Genomic DNA, 15,619 nt, shown 5'->3' on the forward strand with positions numbered 1-15,619 from the left:
TGACATCGCTGATGTCGTTTGGGAAGGGGGGCTTCGCGGAAAGAAAGAGAAAGGAAGAGGAGGGAGAAGGCGGCGGGGTGACAGGGGCTCGTGCGGCCGGTCGATGGGGAGCAGTCGCTGAGAAGCGACGAGGGAAAGAGAAGGGGACGGTGGATGAAGGTCGGTTTGTTGCGTGCGGTCGGGGTGGCCACGGCCGTGTACGGAGTGGCGGTGGCGGCGCTGCCCGAGCTGCTGGCCCGGCCCTCCGGGCTGGCCGACGCCCGGGGGCGGACCGGGCCGGCGACCCGTACCGCACTGCGCCCGCTGGCCTGGCGGGACGCGGTGAGCGGGCTGGCGATGACGCTGGCTCCGGAAGGGCCGGCTCTGCGTACCGCCGCGTATGTGCGGATCGCGGCGGACTTCGGGGACGCCGTCCTGCTCGGTGCGACGCTGCCGGGGCGCGGCCGGAAGCTGTCGGCGGTGGCGGTGTCCGTCGGATGGGGTGCGCTGTCGGTGGCCGGGCTGCTCGCCGACCGGCGGCGGTGGGGGAGCGGGGTCATGCGCTCGGTGGAGGTGGGGCCTCTTCGGGTGCGAAGGTGATGACGAGGTCGGCGCGGTCGCGGGTGGCCGCCACCACACGGGCGTTGGCCTCGTCCGAGGTGTGTACGAACCGCTCGGCGTCGGCGCGCGGACGTCCGAACCGCTCGTGCCGGCCGACCAGCCGCCGGATCCGTTCCGGGGTCTCCAGCTCCACGTACCAGACCTCGTCGAGCAGCGCCCGGACCCGCGGCCACGGGGCGGAGTCGAGGAGGAGGTAGTTGCCCTCGGTGACGATGAGGGGGATGTGGGGCGCGACGGGGATGCTGCCGGCCACCGGCTCCTCGATACGGCGGTCGAACGCCGGGGCGTAGACGGCGGTGTCCGGTTCCGGGGAGCGCAGACGTGCCAGCAGCGCGGCGTAGCCGGCCGGGTCGAAGGTGTCCGGCGCGCCCTTGCGGTCCGTACGGCCCAGGCGGCGCAGCTCCGCCTCGGCGAGATGGAAGCCGTCCATCGGGACGAGCGCCGCCTGACCGGCCAGCTCCGCCACGAGGTGGGCGGCGAGGGTGGACTTGCCCGCGCCGGGCGGGCCGGCGATGCCGAGCAGCCGCCGCCGGCCGGGGGTCGCGGAGGCGGCGAGCCGGCGGGCGCGGGAGAGGAGGAGCCGGGGATCCATGGTGCGTCCATCGTGCCTGACGAGGTGTGTTCCCGGTGCCTGACGGGGTGTGTCCCGAGTGCCTGACGGGGTGGCCGGCAGGTTCTGGCGGCGGGGTGCGTTTCTCGTGTCCGGGACAGGGTGCCGATTCGGGCTTGCGGTTTCCGCCGCGTCAACTTCTACGGTCATTCGTGGGGCCGGAAAGACCGGCCCGGCGAGGGAGGCACGGCAATGGCCTGGTCGATCGCGGAAGTGGCCCGGATGTCCGGGGTGACGTCCCGGACGCTGCGGCATTACGACGAGATCGGTCTGCTGCCGCCTGCGGGGACCGCCGGTAACGGGCACCGCTACTACGAGGAGGCCGATCTGCTGCGGTTGCAGCAGATTCTGCTGATGCGGGAGCTGGACCTGGGACTGCGGGAGATCCAGGCGGTTCTGGACAGCCAGGTCGACCGGGTGGCCGTACTGCGCGAGCACCACCGGCGCCTGCGGAAGGAACGGGACCGGCTGGAGACGCTGGTCCGCACGGTCGGGCGGACCCTCGCCGAACTGGAGGAAGGCAAGGACAACGGCATGGCAAAGATCAACAGGCCGGAGAACCTGTTCGAGGGCTTCGAGACCTCGGACGCCGAGGCCGAGGCCGAGGTGCGCGAACGGTGGCCGGAGCAGTGGGAGCAGGCCCGGCAGGCCAGGGAGGCCATGACCCCCGAGGAACAGGAGCGGTGGCAGCGTGAGGTGACGGCGCAGATGATCCGCACAGCGGAGTTCATGGTGGCCGGCACACCGGTTGCCGATGCTGCGGTGCAAGCCGAGATGCACGCCCACTACCAGGGCATCTGCCGCTTCTGGACCCCGAACGCGGTCGCCTACAAGGGGCTGGCCCAGACCTACGTCGACGACCCGCAGATGCGGGCGAACTACGACTCGATCGCCGAGGGGCTGGCCGTCTACCAGCAGCAGGCGATGGTCGTCTACGCCGAGGCCCGGCTGAGCTGAGCCGGCCGAGCTGACCGGGCCGGCCGAGCTGACCGGGCCGGCCGAGCCGGTTGAACCGGCCGACGGCTCTCACTGCCGGGGGGCTGCAGCCCCCCGGCGGCAAGCGGCTCCCGTCCCCGAGCGGCTCCCGTCCCCGAGCGGCTCTCGTCCCCTCCCGCGCTCGGACCGTACGGCCCGCCGGACGTCCTCAGGGAGTGCCGGACGTACCCCGGTCCGCGGTGCCCAGGCGCCACAGGGAGGTGACCTCGGCCGCGCGGGCCACGTGGAGCGGGTCGGAGGTGTCGCGGGCGCGTGGATGGCGCGGGGTGATGTCGTGCCGGCCCAGGATCGTCAGGCCGGCCTTGGCGAAGGCGTCCAGCAGCTCGTCGTGCGTGCGCAGGCCGAGGTGTTCGGCCAGGTCGGAGAGGATCAGCCAGCCCTCGCCGTCCGGTGTCAGATGGTCCGCCAGACCGTTCAGGAAGCCGTACAGCATCCGGTTTCCCGGGTCGTACACCGCGTACTCGACGGGTGAGGTCGGTTTCGCGGGCACCCACGGGGGGTTGCAGACGATCAGCGGGGCGCGGCCGGCCGGGAAGAGGTCGGCCTCGACCACTTCCACCTGTCCGGCGACGCCCAGCCGTTCGGTGTTCTCACGGGCACAGGCCAGCGCGCGGGGGTCCTGGTCGGTGGCCACGACCCGGCGGACGCCGCGCCGGGCGAGGACCGAGGCCAGTACGCCGGTGCCGGTGCCGATGTCGAACGCCAGCTCGTCGCCGGGCAGCGGAGCCTCGGCCACCAGGTCGACGTACTCGCCGCGGGCCGGGGAGAAGACGCCGTAGTGCGGATGGATGCGGTCGCCGCCGAGCGCCGGGATCTCGACGCCCTTCCTGCGCCATTCGTTGGCGCCGATGAGACCGAGGAGTTCGCGCAGCGAGACGAGGGAGGCGGTCGGCTCCGTGCCCTCGGCGGCGGTCGCGGTGGCCTCGGTCTCCCCGGCGGTCTCCCCGGTGGCGGGCTCGGCGGGGCCGTACGCCCTGGTGCAGGCCTCGCGGACATCGGGGGCGCGGTGCAGCGGGACGGCGAGGGTCGCATCGAGCGGGACCAGCAGCATGCCCAGGATGCGGGCGCGGTGATTCTGCGCGGCGCGGTGCACATGGAACGCCTGGGTGACATCGGCGGGCGGCGCCTTGCGGGGACGGCGGTCGATGCGGCGGGCCAGTGCCGTCAGCAGCTGGCGGGCGTTGTGGAAGTCGCCGCGCCACAGCAGCGCGGTGCCCTCGCAGGCGGCTCTGTACGCGTCGTCGGCCTTCGTCCGGTCGTCCGCGATGACGACGCGGCGGGGTGGCGGGGTGCCGTTCTCGGAGCGCCAACGGGCGGAGCGGGGCTCGTCGGCCTCGGTCCATTCGACGACCGGCGGTTGGTTCACCGAAATGTGCCTCTGTGTGTGATTCGGGCCCGTCCCAGGGGAGCCGCTGGGGTGCGGCGCCGGTCCGGCGCCGGAGGGAGCGGCCAGGCGCTCGCGGGAGACGGTGGGCGGGGTGGTGACGGTCGACTTTACTCCGTATCGCTCTCGGACCGAGCCGCCCCTGCTGTCGGCAGCGCACGGCGCAAGCCCCGGGCCGGGCGGGGCAGGCGATGCCGAACGCCGCGGCGTAGCGCACCGTGGCCCACCCGTGCCGGTCCACTCGGGGCCCGGTCCGCGACGCGTCCACTGCACGACCTCTGCAAGAGCCGGGCCTGTCGGAGCCGCTCGGCCTGGCCATTGACGTGGGCCCGGACGACGACCACCGTGGCGAAGTTCAGGAACGGCCGAAGGCGGCAGTAGGGGTCTCGCCGTTCAGCACCTGCTGGGCCCGGGTGGCAACTGTATGGCTGAGGGCGCTGAGCGTGTCGAGATCGACGCTGCTCCCGTGCTCGTTCAAGACGTAGATGCTGAACATGACAGTCCCGCAGTGGACGACGCTCCGTGCCTCTCCTCTGTCCACGCCGTCGAGGATGCCGGGGTAAACCGTGCTGAAGAAGGCTGAATTCTCGCAGTAGGAGGGCAACCTTTCTTCCGTCACGCCGCCGGACGGGTTGTTGGCCTCCTCCGCTTTCTGACCGAGGTATCCCTGAGCGGCGGCGTCATGGCTGGAGTACGTCACGACCTCGATGTGCACCTTGTCGAAACCGGCCGCGGCTCCCGGGGCGTACCACGCTGTCAGGTCCAGCAGCGAGCCCTTGCAGATGTAACGGAGCGTCCCATCTTTCTCAGTGCCCACACGGCCGTTGCCACACGTGGCCTTCTGCGGTGAGCCGTCGGCGAAGGCCCAGCCGTCCGGCAGGCTCCCCGGACCGGGAAGGATCTTCTCCGCCGAGGCCGCATTACGTACTACCGGGCCGGACGCGCCACCGGACGGCGACGGCGCCGGCGGGGCGGAGGACGCCGCGCGGGGACTTCGCGGAGAAGCACCGCCGGGTACCCCGGGAGAGTCGTCGCCGGCCATCATCTGTGCCCCGCCGTATGCGGCCAGGGCCAGCAGCGCGAGCAGCAGCGCGGCGGCCGCGGTGAGGGATACGCGAGCGCTCCGGGTGTTGTTGATCGTCAGCGGGCCCAGTGAGATCTGGCTCCGCCGCACCTTGCTGCCGGCGCCGATGACGATACTGTGCTCGTACGAGTGGCTGAGCGTATAGGCGGGGGGAGACGCCGGAGAGGGTCCGGCCATTGCTGCCGCCACGCGGCCCTGGAACTCGGGGTCGGCCGCGATGGCCTCGCGGATCGCCTCCTGGAGCCCCTGTACCGCCGCCGGATCCGCTGGGTCGGCGCTCACCCTGGCCAGAGCGGCCCGGCCCTCATCCGAAGTGCCCAACCGCGCCCGTACCACGTCTCCTAACGCCCGGCCTGCCTCGGTCCCTGCCCCTGTCGCCATGGCGGTCAGTACCTGTACAGCCGATAACGCCATGCTTCCCGCTGCGTCCATGCGCCCCCCACGTGTCGGGGCTCTGAGACAACCACGGCAGCCGCCGGCCCCGCTAGATGTTCTGGGCACGTGCCGGCCACGCGCAGGTCCTCCACCGTCGTTTCCGCGGCCCCATCCGGCCCCCGTCCGGCCCGCTGAGGCCGAGGTCCTCCGGCGCGTCCGGGGCGACGGCGGAATCGACACCGCCGACGTCGCCCGGCGCCAGGCCCTCGACGACAACGTCGCGAACAGCCTGCGGATGCTCTCCGAGCCGTCACCGCCCACTGACACACCTCAGGTCGCCGACCACTGACATCTCGTGTCGTCAGCTGCGGCCTCGGTCAGCCCGCGGCCCCGTGTTCCGGACGGCGTATCAGGAAGGCGGCCGCGGACCCGGCGGCGAAGAGGGCCATCACGGAGAGGGCGGTGCTCACCCAGGACGTGCCGAGCCATTGCCCGCCGAAGTAGCCGAGGCTGACGCTGTAGACGGCCCAGGCGAGGGAGGCCAGCGCGGACCAGGGAAGGAACTCGCGGACCGTACGGTGCGCGACGCCGGCCCCGAGGCTGACCACGGAGCGCCCGGCGGGTGCGAAGCGGGCCAGGACGACGATGCCGCCGCCGCCTCGCGTCAGCGCCGCGCCGAGTCGTTTCCGCGCCGCCGTCAGACGGCGGGAGCGGCCGATGGCGCGGTCGAAGCGGTCGCCGCCGCGCCGGGCGAGCCGGTACGCGGCCAGGTCGCCGAGCACCGAGGCGGTGGCCGCGCACAGCATCAGGGAGAACATCTCGGCCGGGTGCGTACCGGTGTGGACGGATGAGGTGACGTCGACACCGCCCACCGCCTCCGCCGCGGTGCCGGTGCCGGCGGCCGTGGTGGCCGCGGCGATCACCAGGACTCCGCTGGGCAGGATCGGCACGAACACATCGAGCACGATCGACAGACTGACGATCACATACACCCAAGGGGTGCCGCTGAGGAACCCCAGCTTTTCCAGCAACGCCCTGCTCCCGGTCCGAACCCCGCCGCGACGTCGCTCGGTGCGGCAGGGGCGGCCCTACAGCCATACAGCGTACGCCTGGGCTCTGCGGGCACCGGGCGGGGGTGACGGTGCGCCGTCCGCGGCCCGTACAGCGGCATTGCCGCACCGCCGGTACCACGGAGACGCCGCACGGCCCGCACGACGGAGATGCCGTACGGCCCGCACGACGCAGATGCCGTACGGGCCGTAGGAGGAGCGGGCGGGGCCGGGGTTCACCGTCCCCGCCCGGCGCGTGCGTCAGGCTGCGGAAGGCTCCTGGCGCGCGGTCGAAAGCTGCTCCTGCCGGCCCTCGCCGAAGAAGACCCGGTCGAGTGCCCACGTTCCGGGGCCGGAGAAGAAGATCAGCAGGAAGGCCCAGCAGAACATCACGGAGGCCTCACCGCCGTTCTGTATCGGCCACAGCGCGGAGCCCTGGTGCATGGAGAAGTACGCGTACGCCATCGAGCCGGAGCTGATGAACGCCGCGGGGCGGGTGCCCAGGCCGAGCATGACGAGGAGGCCGCCCGCCAGCTGGATCACCGCGGCGTACCAGCCCGGCCAGGCGCCGGTGGGGATGGTGCCGCCCTGGCCCATGGCCCCACCGAGGACGCCGAAGAGGGAGGAAGCGCCGTGGCAGGCGAAGAGCAGGCCGACGACGATGCGGAAGAGCGCGTGCACGTGCGGGGCTGATCTCTGGATGAGCGAGGACACGGGTGTGGACATGCGGGGACTCCTACGGTTTCTGGGGACGAGGTAACCGCCGGAGACCGAGGTTAGGGACACCTAAGCTGTACTTGCAAGTTCAACTTCTGGCCGAATCGGACCTTTGGCCGGAAACCGCCGAGCCGGCCACGGTGACCGCGTCCGTCCCCGTCTTCGTCCTCATGGCCGCGCCCTCCCCCGTGACCGGGTCCGCCCCCCTTCCCGGCCCCGTTCCCACCCCCGTCACAGCCGCCCGCAGCGCCGCCCGCGCCACGGCGTCCGTGTCCGCCAACGTGACCGATCCCACCCCTGGACGGGCCCCCGCCGCCGTCACCCAGTGCACGCCCTCCGTGGGCACCCCGACCGCGAAGCGCCGCGGGTGGCGCGCGCCGTCGGCCCCGACGAGGTGGTACGGGCTGGGCGACACATCGAGGCCGCCGGTTTCGTAGCCGTCCGCGGTGTGCGGCCGGCAGCCGCCCTCGGCCAGCAGCCGGGCCAGCAGCGGGTCCGCCGTGTGCCGCAGATCGGGTTCCGGCAGCCGCGCCTCGATCAGTGCCGTCGCCGTCACCTCCGAGCCCGCGACGTCCGGCGAATGGGCCGTGAAACCGGGCCCGCGGCCGTCGGCGCCGCCGAGCCGGACGGTCATCCGGGGGCCGATCACCTCCAGCACCCCTGCCTCGATCAGCGCGGTCAGCTCCTCGATCCGGCGCCGCGGCGGCCCGATGGACAGGAAGGCGTTGAGCGGGGTGTACCAGCGGTCCAGGTGCCGGTGGCGGGAGGCGCCGGCCAGCCCGCCGTGGTCGACGATCTGCCGCAGCTCGTTGCGCAGATCCCGCAGCACGTCGAGGGCCGCCTTGAGCGGGCCGGACACATTGTCCTGCCGGGCGTGTGCGACGTCCTGGCGCAGATGTCCCAGCAGCCACTCCCGGAACGCGGCCCGGCCGGCGAACGACCGCTCCGCGTGCGGCCGGGCGATCCGGTCCCAGTCCCAGCGATCGGCCGGTGCGATCCCGGAGGCGTCCAGGGCGGCGGCCTCGTCGGTGCCGCGGTGCGCGCTGCTCAGGAAGCGCTCCCGGAAGCGGCGCCGCGGCTCCTCGCCCGCACCGTGCCGCCTCAGCAGCGCCTCGTAGTAGACCGCTTCCACCTCCTTGGCCACCAGGGGCCAGACCTCCGTCAGGAAGTCGGGCGGATCGCCGGAGTCCGCGCGCTTGCGGAAGGCCGCTATCACGTCCGGCGTCAGCAGCAGCGGCAGATGACGGCCGTGCGCGCCCTTCGCGTTGTCGCCGCGCGCGTGGTACGGGATGCCGCGGCGGGAGCCCGCGTACAGCCGGGGCTCGCGGCCGGACGGCAGATAGGTCAGAGCGCCGTCCGCACCGTCGGCGAACCGGCCGCCGCGGGCCGTGGTCAGCAGTGCCATGTGATCGAAGAAGTTGAGACCGAGACCGCGCAGCAGTACCGGGCGGCCCGGGGCCAGTTCCGCCAGAGGGGCGGAGAGGTCGGCGGGGTTGGCGGGCGGGAGGTAGTGCAGGCCGTGCGCGGCGGCGTAGTCGGCCAGGCGCTGTTCCTCGGGGCCCACGGCCGGCAGATGGCCCTGGGCGAGCACCACCGCCCCCAGCCCGTGCAGCGTCCGCCCGTCGTCGAGGGTGAGCGACTGCGCGCCGTCGGGGGCCTCGGCCAGGTGCACCGCGCGGGCCCGGTGCACCACCACCGTCACCTCTTCGGGAGCGGTGCGCACGGTACGGCCGAAGACCCACTCCAGATAGCGGCCGTACAGCGCGCGCCCCGGATACTCGTCCGGGCCGACCTCACAGCCCTCCCAGGCGTACAGGCTCGGCCCGGTGCGTATCGGCCCCGCGCACTCGACGCTGTCGTCCGTGAACAGCGTGACCTGCGAGGCCACGGTGTTCATCAGCAGCTCGGGGGGCTGGGCGGTGCGCCACACCTGGCCGGCGCCGGGCGGCGCGGGGTCGACGACATGGACGGTCAGCCGGGCACCCGGGGCCAGTTCGGCGGCCGAGGCGCAGATCCGCTCCAGCACGCTCGTCCCGCGCGGCCCCGCACCGACGAGGGCGAGAGCGGGCCGGGGCTGGCGGTCGAGATGGTCGGCGGCCAAAAGGGGCTCTCCCTGGGGCGGCGGACGGCCGGCCGCGCGGGCGCGGCCGCCCGAGAGTGCGGGCGACGGGCAAAGGTGCGCCCCATCATCACCGCCCGATCCGCCGTTGCAGCACCCGGGGGTGGGCAAAAAATCCGCCGGAACCCCGGGGTGATCGCCCGGCCGCCCCGCCCTGCCGGACACCCGCCGGACGGCTACCGGAACCGGAGCGTCCGGATCATCCGGTCTTCGGTCATTCGGTCCCCGGGACGCGCCCGCCCGCACCACCCGATTTCCCGGCAACCCGCGCATCGGACAACGCCGCCCGCCAGACCGTGACGAGCCGGACGCCGCCCCTCTTCTCCCGGCGGGCCTGGTCCAGGGCGAGGCGCGCCGTCCGGCCCGCCAGCGTCAGCGTCATCAGCTGGTTGCCGAACCACGGGCCGCCCGTACGCCGCCACTTCACCGCCGGGCGGGCCAGCCGGCCGTGCCGGGCCAGCAGCTTCCCCAGCCAGCGGCCCGGCCGGCTCCAGCCGAAGCGGAAACCGGCCTGCAGCGAGCCGGGGATGCTGTTGTGAACGGGGGAGCAGGTCAGCTGCAGCACCCGGCTCGTGGGGTGCGGCCCGGCGCCGCGCCAGTGCGGCTCGGCCACATAGGCGTGGTGCACGTCCCCGGACAGCACACAGACCGTCGCCGGAGCGTCCGCGCCGCCACCGGCCTCGGCGATCAGCTCGGTGAGCGCGGTGAACGAACCGGGGAAGGCCGCCCAGTGCTCCAAGTCGGCGCGCTGGCGCAGGAATTCGCTTCTGCGGGCCCAGCGGGGGCCGCGCTCGCCGGCGCACAGCGCGGCGTTCCAGCCCTCCGCGGCGTGGACGAGATGCGGCAGCAGCCAGGGCAGCGAACTGCCCAGCAGCAGATGGTCGTAGCCGCCGCGTCCCTCCAGCACCGCCTGCCGCAGCCATTCGCCCTCGGTCTTGTCGAGCATCGCGCGGTTGCTCTCGTCCAGCACGCGGGTGGCCCGGGTGTCGATCATGACCAGTCGCACCCGGCCGAAGTCGCGGCGGTAGCTCCAGTGGGCGCGGGCCGGATCGGCATCCGCGCCGGCCGCGAACTCCCGCACCGCCTCCGTCGCGTCCGGCAGCGCCCGCACCCGTGCGTACAGCTCGTCGGCGGCCAGCTCGGCGGGCGAGAGATTGCCCAGGTGCTGGTGGACCCAGTACGACATCAGACCGCCGAGTATCCGCTCCCGCCACCAGGGGGTCGCCCGCATACGGGCCACCCAGGCCGCCGAGGTGTTCCAGTCGTCGATCACATCGTGGTCGTCGAAGATCATGCAGCTGGGGACCGTGGAGAGCAGCCAGCGGACCTCCGGGTCGAGCCAGGACTCGTAGTAGAGGTGGGTGTACTCCTCGAAGTCCGCGACCTGCTTCCAGGGCGGCTCGCCGAGGTCGCGGCGCCCGGCCAGCACCCGGGCGGTCGCCTCGGAGGTCTGGTCGGCGTAGACCTGGTCGCCCAGCAGGAGCAGTACGTCGGGGCGCGGCCGCCCGGGATCGGCGGCCAGCGTGGCGGCGAGGGTGTCCAGGGCGTCCGGGCCCACCGGGTCGTGCGCCGCGTTCGAGGGCGTCGCCGACCAGCGGCAGGAGCCGAAGGCGAACCGCAGCGGCTCGTCGGGGGAGGCGGGCAGCGTACGGATGGTGCTCGCCGGGAAGCGGCTGCCGGGCGGCGGCCAGACCTGCTCCCCGCCGTCGCCGGGCGAGGCGTCCGGCTCGTCCAGCAGGACCTGGTAGGGCGTCTCGGTGCCGGGCGTGAGGCCGGTCACCGGGACCAGCGCATAGTGGTGCCCGGCCACCTGCCAGGTCCGTTCCGCGCCGGCCGCCCCGTCGTCGCCGCGGACATGCACCACGCACGGCTCATCGGTCTCCACCCACACCGTCGCGCTCCGCGCGTCGACATAGCGCAGCAGCGGCCCCAAGCGCAGTCCGGCCATCGGTGTCTCCCCACTCGTCGTGGTCAGAGGATAGGAGCACACCGGGCGCTGCGGGGGGCCGGGGGCGCGGCGCGTCCGCCGACCGGGGAGGACGGCCGGCGGACGCAGGGGACCGGTCCCGCGGGCATCCGCGGGACCGGGCCGCTCAGCAGCCGTCCAGGATCTTCTTCAGCGCGGCCTTCTCCGCCGAGTCCGCGGTCATGCCGTACTCATGCTTCACCGACACCCACATCCGGGCGTACTCGCAGTGGTACGAGGCCTTCGGCGGCAGCCACTTCGCCGGGTCCTGGTCGCCCTTCTCCTGGTTGAGGTTGTCGGTGACGGCGATCAGCTGGGAGTGGGTGAGGTCGTTGGCCAGCTCCTTGCGGCGCTCGGTGGTCCACTGCGCGGCGCCCGACTTCCAGGCCTCCGAGAGCGGTACGACGTGGTCGATGTCGAGGTCGGCCGGGTCGGTCCAGGTCTTGCCGTCGTAGGCCGAGACCCACTTGCCGCCGGTCGTCTTGCAGCTGTCGTCCTGCTTCACGTCCGTGCCGTCGCGCTTGAGCACCACTTCGCGGGTGTTGCAGTTCTTGCCCTGGTCGATCCAGTGCGGGAACTTGTCGCGGCTGTAGCCGTCCTGCGGGCCCTCGGGCTGTTCCTTGAGCTGGGTGAGGTACGTCCGTGCGGTGGCCGCGTCCGGCGGGCTGGGCGGTGCCGCCTGGGCGGTCTGGCCGCTGAGTGCCAGCGTGCAGACGAGCGCCGCCGCCGATCCCGCGGCGAGGGAAACTCGACGCGCGTAGACCTTTTTCATCGAAACTCCCGGATTGTGGGGGGAAGTTACCGTGCGGTGCCGCCTCATCGTGGCGACGTGGGGTTTCCACGAGATGGGCACCAGGTAACAGAGTGGCGACATGCCCACGTCAGTTCAAGGGGATCTGACGGTGCACCACAAATGCATCACGGCACTCCGGTTGACCGGCTCCCGCGTGTGCGCCCCGGTCGCCGCCTTACAGTGAGCGCGTGCTGCTGCCGGTCAACGTCACCCTCGGGGCCGTCCTCGCCGTCCTGCTGGCCGCCGCGGTGGCCGTTGCCGCGCTGGCGCGCCTCGGCCATGCGCGGGCCATCGCCGTCGCCGGACTGCGCGCCGCCGCCCAACTCGCCGCCGTCTCCTACCTCATCGGCTGGGTGGTGCACGCCCTGCCCTGGCTGCTGAGCTTCCTCGCGCTGATGTTCGCGGTGGCGGTGCGGACCGCGGGCCGCCGGATCACCCGGAACCGCACCTGGTGGTGGGCCGCCGCACCGATCGCCGCCGGGGTCGTCCCGGTCGTCGCTCTGCTGCTGCTCACCGGTCTGGTGCCGCCGCGCGGCCTGACCCTGATCCCCGTCGCGGGCATCCTGATCGGCGGCGCGCTGACCGCCACCGTCCTGGGCGGGCGGCGGGCGCTGGACGAGCTGGCGACGCGGCACGGGGAATTCGAGGCGGGTCTCGCGCTGGGGCTGGCGGACCGCGAGGCCCGGATGGAGGTCGCCCGCCCGGCCGCTTCGGACGCCCTGCTGCCGGGGCTCGACCAGACCCGGACCGTGGGATTGGTCACGCTGCCCGGAGCCTTCGTCGGCATGCTGCTGGGCGGCGCCTCCCCCGTACAGGCGGGCGCGGTGCAGCTGTTCGTGCTGGTCGCGCTGCTGGCGGTGCAGGCGGCGGCCTGCGCGACGGTGCTGGAGCTGGTCGCGCGCGGACGGCTGCACCGCGTACCCTTGACGGCAGCAGAAGGGGAGTAGCTCTCTGCCGGACCGTCGACATACTGCCCTCCCGTTGCCCGCCCGCCCTTCCAGGCGGAGCGCCTGACCGGCGCTGGGATGACGGGGGAGCCGGCGCCCGGAGCCCGTGCGTACGCGTACGTGGCCAGCGAGACCTTCGGCCGCAGTGTCTGACGCTGCCGTGCCGAAGCGACCCCTCTCCCGGGCCCCTTTGGCGCGGCCCGACCGATCGAGGTATCCCACCCCGTGTTCAGCCTTACCGTCGCCGCAGTCGTCTTCGGCGTCGTCTTCCTCGCCGAACTGCCCGACAAGACCGCCCTCGCCGGCCTGATGCTCGGCACCCGCTACCGCGCCTCGTACGTCTTCGCCGGCGTCGCCGCGGCCTTCCTGGTGCATGTGGCGCTCGCCATCGCCGCGGGCAGCGTGCTGACGCTGCTCCCGCACCGCTGGGTCCAGGGCGTGGTCGGTGTCCTCTTCCTGGCGGGCGCCGCCGTGCTGCTGTTCAGGAAGGACGACGACGAGGAAGAAGTGAAGAAGCCCGCCGACCAGAGCTTCTGGAAGGTCTCCGGGGCGGGTTTCATGATGATCCTGGTCGCCGAGTTCGGTGATCTGACGCAGATCATGACCGCCAACCTCGCGGCCCGTTACGACGACCCGCTCTCGGTCGGCATCGGCGCCGTCCTGGCCCTGTGGGCGGTGGCCGGACTGGGCATCCTGGGCGGCCGGACGCTCATGAAGTACGTGCCGCTGAAGCTCATCACCAAGATCGCGGCCGGTGTGATGCTGGTACTGGCGGGCTTCAGCCTGTACGAGGCGGCTTCCGGCTGAGCCGTGCGCGGGCCGGGGCGGGCGGGGGCTCCCGGTGGGGGCTCCCGCTTCGCCCGCTCGTCGCTCCGCGCTCGTCGCCCCGCGCTTCTCGTCCGGCGAGGGGGCTCAGCCCGTGAGATGCACCGCGATCATGCCGTCCGCCAGCGCCTCGACGCGGATGCCGGTGAGGTCGCGCACCTGCACGGTGGGGGCGAAGGCCGCGGCCCGGTCGCCGACGCCGACCACCCGCATACCGGCCGCCCGGCCCGCCTCGATGCCCGCCTCGGAGTCCTCGAAGACCAGGCAGTCCTCGGGCGCGTAACCCAGCTCGGCCGCGCCCTTGAGGAAGCCCTCCGGGTCGGGCTTGCTGGCGCTCACGCTCTCCGCCGTGATCCGCACGGCGGGCATCGGCAGCCCGGCCGCGCCCATCCGGGCGTCGGAGAGCGGGATGTCGGCGGAGGTCACCAGGGCGTGCGGCACGGTGGCGAGGGCGGCCATGAAGGCGGGCGCGCCGGGCACCGGCACCACGCCGTCCGTGTCGGAGGTCTCCTGTGCCAGCATCCGGCGGTTGTCGGCCAGGTTGAGTTCCATGGGGCGGTCCGGCAGCAGCGCCGCCATGGTGGCCCAGCCCTGCCGGCCATGGACGACCTTGAGGACCTCGTCCGCGTCCAGCCCCTGCTCGTCGGCCCAGCGGCGCCAGCAGCGCTCGACGACCGCCTCGGAATTCACGATCGTGCTGTCCATGTCCAGCAGCAGGGCGCGGGCGGTGAGCGTGGTGGTGGCCGGCATCGGCGGGCTCCTGGGCGCTACGGGCATACGTACGGATGGTGCCGCGGTATGCGGACGGTCATCGGATGGTGCCGCCGTTTGCGGACGGTCATGCGGACGCTGCGGATCGCACGGGGAACACAAGCGGTTCCGCCCGCCGGTCAGGGAGTGCGGGCGGAACCACTTTGTTTCTTCACGATACAAAACGCATCCGGGTGCCGACAACCGGGCCTGGTCAGAGCCTCGCGCCGGGGCCTGTCCACCGGGCCAGGGCGGGTCGTCCGCCAGGTCAGGGCGAGCCGTCCGCCGGCTCGCGGGTGCGGGACTCCAGGGACGCCCGGGTCGGCGCGCCGTAGACGCCGTCCGGGTCGCCCGTCACCCCGTAGGCCCGCTGGTAGCGGGATACGGCGGCCCGCACCGCCGTGCCGTAGCGGCCGTCGTCCGGGCCCGCGTAGCAGGCCAGCTGCCGCAGCCGCTCCTGCAGCTCGGTCACTTCCGGGCCGGTCGCCCCCGGGCGCAGCACGATCGGCCCCGTGGGCGGGGCGCTGGGGACGGCGCTTCCGGGGGAGGGCGTCGGGGAGCGGGTGACGCTGCCGGAGGCCCGGGTGGGAGCGGGGGCCGGTGCCCCGCCGGACCGGTAGCGCTTCCCGCCGGCCGTGGGGCGGGGGATGCCGGTCGCGCCCGGCGACGGCGAGCGGACCGCGGACCGGGAGGGGGCGGCGCTGCCCCGCGCGGGGGCGGAGGCGTCGCCGCTGGGGAGGCCGGCGCCGGGCGAGGCGGTGCCGCGGTCGGGTCCCGCCGCCCGGTCCCTGGGGTCGCCGGACAGGGCATCGGTGGTGATCAGGACCGCGGCGGCGGCCAGCGCGGCCCCGGCGACCGCGAGGACGGCGGGGAGGGCGCGCCGGCGGCCGGGAGTGGAGGCGGAGGCGGAGGCGGAGGCACCGGCGGGTACGGAGCCTCGTGTGGGTGCGAAGCCTTCCGCGGGTACCGAGCCTTCCGCGGGCGCGAAACCTTCCGCGGGCGCGAAACCTTCCGCGGGCGCGGAACCTTCCGCGGATACGGAGTCTTCCGCGGGTCCGGGGCCGCCGGCCCGGTGCACGGCGGCGTCCACCCCGGGTAAGTCGTCCAGCCGGTCGCCCCGGCTCGCAAAGAGGGCGTGCGACCCGCCGTAGACCTCCTGCGCGCCGCTGTACGCACCGCCGCCCCCGCCGCCATACGCACCCCCGCCCTCGCCCCCGTCCCGGCCCGAGCCGTCACCGGTGTCCTCTTCCGCGTCGCCGGGCAGTGACACGTACGGCCGGACGCGCAGCGGATCAAAGTCGTCCGCATCGACCGCCGCACACAGACAGGCCGGCCGGCCGTCGCCGCGTACGGGGGCGGAGCAGTGCGGGCACAGCGGTGCCGTCATGAGCGGTCCCCTCCCTG

General features: G+C 73.5%; 14 protein-coding genes. 4 read left to right on the forward strand and 10 right to left on the reverse strand.

Features of this window, described 5'->3' with window-relative positions; genetic code table 11:
• The first annotated feature begins 153 nt into the window (after window positions 1–153).
• On the forward strand, window positions 154–579 hold the full coding sequence (locus tag ABZ851_RS07230) for a hypothetical protein (RefSeq protein ID WP_361123287.1): 426 nt from the start codon (window positions 154–156) through the stop codon (window positions 577–579).
• On the opposite strand, the gene ABZ851_RS07235 is transcribed toward ABZ851_RS07230, so the two are convergent.
• Complete coding sequence (locus ABZ851_RS07235) at window positions 536–1,192, reverse strand: nucleoside/nucleotide kinase family protein (RefSeq protein WP_088797472.1); 657 nt, start codon at window positions 1,190–1,192, stop codon at window positions 536–538. The genes ABZ851_RS07230 and ABZ851_RS07235 overlap by 44 nt on opposite strands.
• Window positions 1,193–1,402: 210 nt before the next feature.
• Between ABZ851_RS07235 and ABZ851_RS07240 the strand changes: the two genes are divergently transcribed.
• Window positions 1,403–2,167: a MerR family transcriptional regulator gene (locus ABZ851_RS07240; RefSeq protein WP_361123292.1), complete on the forward strand. Its 765-nt coding sequence runs from the start codon at window positions 1,403–1,405 to the stop codon at window positions 2,165–2,167.
• 187 nt (window positions 2,168–2,354) lie between these two features.
• On the opposite strand, the gene ABZ851_RS07245 is transcribed toward ABZ851_RS07240, so the two are convergent.
• The 7 genes from ABZ851_RS07245 to ABZ851_RS07275 form a co-directional block, all read right to left on the reverse strand.
• Window positions 2,355–3,572 (reverse strand): class I SAM-dependent methyltransferase, encoded by a 1,218-nt coding sequence (locus ABZ851_RS07245; protein ID WP_361123295.1) that lies wholly within the window; start codon window positions 3,570–3,572, stop codon window positions 2,355–2,357.
• Window positions 3,573–3,945: 373 nt separating this feature from the next.
• Entirely contained in the window at window positions 3,946–4,956 is a 1,011-nt protein-coding gene (locus tag ABZ851_RS07250; protein ID WP_361123298.1) for a hypothetical protein, read from the reverse strand.
• Between the two features lie 470 nt (window positions 4,957–5,426).
• Complete coding sequence (locus tag ABZ851_RS07255) at window positions 5,427–6,080, reverse strand: VTT domain-containing protein (RefSeq protein WP_361123301.1); 654 nt, start codon at window positions 6,078–6,080, stop codon at window positions 5,427–5,429.
• Window positions 6,081–6,359: 279 nt separating this feature from the next.
• Window positions 6,360–6,824, reverse strand: coding sequence for a DoxX family protein (locus ABZ851_RS07260; protein WP_361123304.1), 465 nt, complete (start codon window positions 6,822–6,824; stop codon window positions 6,360–6,362).
• A 79-nt stretch (window positions 6,825–6,903) separates the two neighbouring features.
• Window positions 6,904–8,916, reverse strand: coding sequence for an FAD/NAD(P)-binding protein (locus ABZ851_RS07265; protein WP_361123307.1), 2,013 nt, complete (start codon window positions 8,914–8,916; stop codon window positions 6,904–6,906).
• A gap of 232 nt (window positions 8,917–9,148) precedes the next feature.
• Window positions 9,149–10,882 carry an alkaline phosphatase D family protein gene (locus tag ABZ851_RS07270; protein WP_361123310.1) on the reverse strand — a complete coding sequence of 578 codons (1,734 nt, stop codon included), beginning with the start codon at window positions 10,880–10,882 and terminating at the stop codon, window positions 9,149–9,151.
• Between the two features lie 145 nt (window positions 10,883–11,027).
• Window positions 11,028–11,672 (reverse strand): HNH endonuclease family protein, encoded by a 645-nt coding sequence (locus ABZ851_RS07275; RefSeq protein WP_336052683.1) that lies wholly within the window; start codon window positions 11,670–11,672, stop codon window positions 11,028–11,030.
• A gap of 209 nt (window positions 11,673–11,881) precedes the next feature.
• Here ABZ851_RS07275 and ABZ851_RS07280 point away from each other — a divergent pair, with 209 nt between their 5' ends.
• Window positions 11,882–12,640 carry an ABC transporter permease gene (locus ABZ851_RS07280; protein ID WP_361123313.1) on the forward strand — a complete coding sequence of 253 codons (759 nt, stop codon included), beginning with the start codon at window positions 11,882–11,884 and terminating at the stop codon, window positions 12,638–12,640.
• A gap of 225 nt (window positions 12,641–12,865) precedes the next feature.
• Entirely contained in the window at window positions 12,866–13,447 is a 582-nt protein-coding gene (locus ABZ851_RS07285; protein WP_336052681.1) for a TMEM165/GDT1 family protein, read from the forward strand.
• Window positions 13,448–13,552: 105 nt separating this feature from the next.
• Here the strand turns inward: ABZ851_RS07285 and ABZ851_RS07290 are convergent, their stop codons facing one another.
• Together ABZ851_RS07290 and ABZ851_RS07295 are read right to left on the reverse strand one after the other, a co-directional pair.
• Entirely contained in the window at window positions 13,553–14,215 is a 663-nt protein-coding gene (locus ABZ851_RS07290; RefSeq protein ID WP_361123317.1) for an HAD-IA family hydrolase, read from the reverse strand.
• A 268-nt stretch (window positions 14,216–14,483) separates the two neighbouring features.
• A complete protein-coding gene (locus tag ABZ851_RS07295; RefSeq protein ID WP_361123320.1) occupies window positions 14,484–15,602 on the reverse strand; it encodes a peptidoglycan-binding protein in 1,119 nt (372 codons plus the stop codon).
• Window positions 15,603–15,619 lie beyond the last annotated feature (17 nt).

The sequence above is a fragment of the Streptomyces sp. NPDC047049 genome, assembly GCF_040643995.1.
In the GTDB taxonomy this organism is placed as follows: Bacteria; Actinomycetota; Actinomycetes; order Streptomycetales; family Streptomycetaceae; genus Streptomyces; species Streptomyces mooreae.

Coding starts and splice junctions, on each gene's coding strand:
- ABZ851_RS07230 (WP_361123287.1), top strand. CDS start 154: ATGAAGGTCGGTTTGTTGCGTGCGGTCGGGGTGGCCACGGCCGTGTAC.
- ABZ851_RS07235 (WP_088797472.1), bottom strand. CDS start 1,192: ATGGATCCCCGGCTCCTCCTCTCCCGCGCCCGCCGGCTCGCCGCCTCC.
- ABZ851_RS07240 (WP_361123292.1), top strand. CDS start 1,403: ATGGCCTGGTCGATCGCGGAAGTGGCCCGGATGTCCGGGGTGACGTCC.
- ABZ851_RS07260 (WP_361123304.1), bottom strand. CDS start 6,824: ATGTCCACACCCGTGTCCTCGCTCATCCAGAGATCAGCCCCGCACGTG.
- ABZ851_RS07270 (WP_361123310.1), bottom strand. CDS start 10,882: ATGGCCGGACTGCGCTTGGGGCCGCTGCTGCGCTATGTCGACGCGCGG.
- ABZ851_RS07275 (WP_336052683.1), bottom strand. CDS start 11,672: ATGAAAAAGGTCTACGCGCGTCGAGTTTCCCTCGCCGCGGGATCGGCG.
- ABZ851_RS07290 (WP_361123317.1), bottom strand. CDS start 14,215: ATGCCGGCCACCACCACGCTCACCGCCCGCGCCCTGCTGCTGGACATG.
- ABZ851_RS07295 (WP_361123320.1), bottom strand. CDS start 15,602: ATGACGGCACCGCTGTGCCCGCACTGCTCCGCCCCCGTACGCGGCGAC.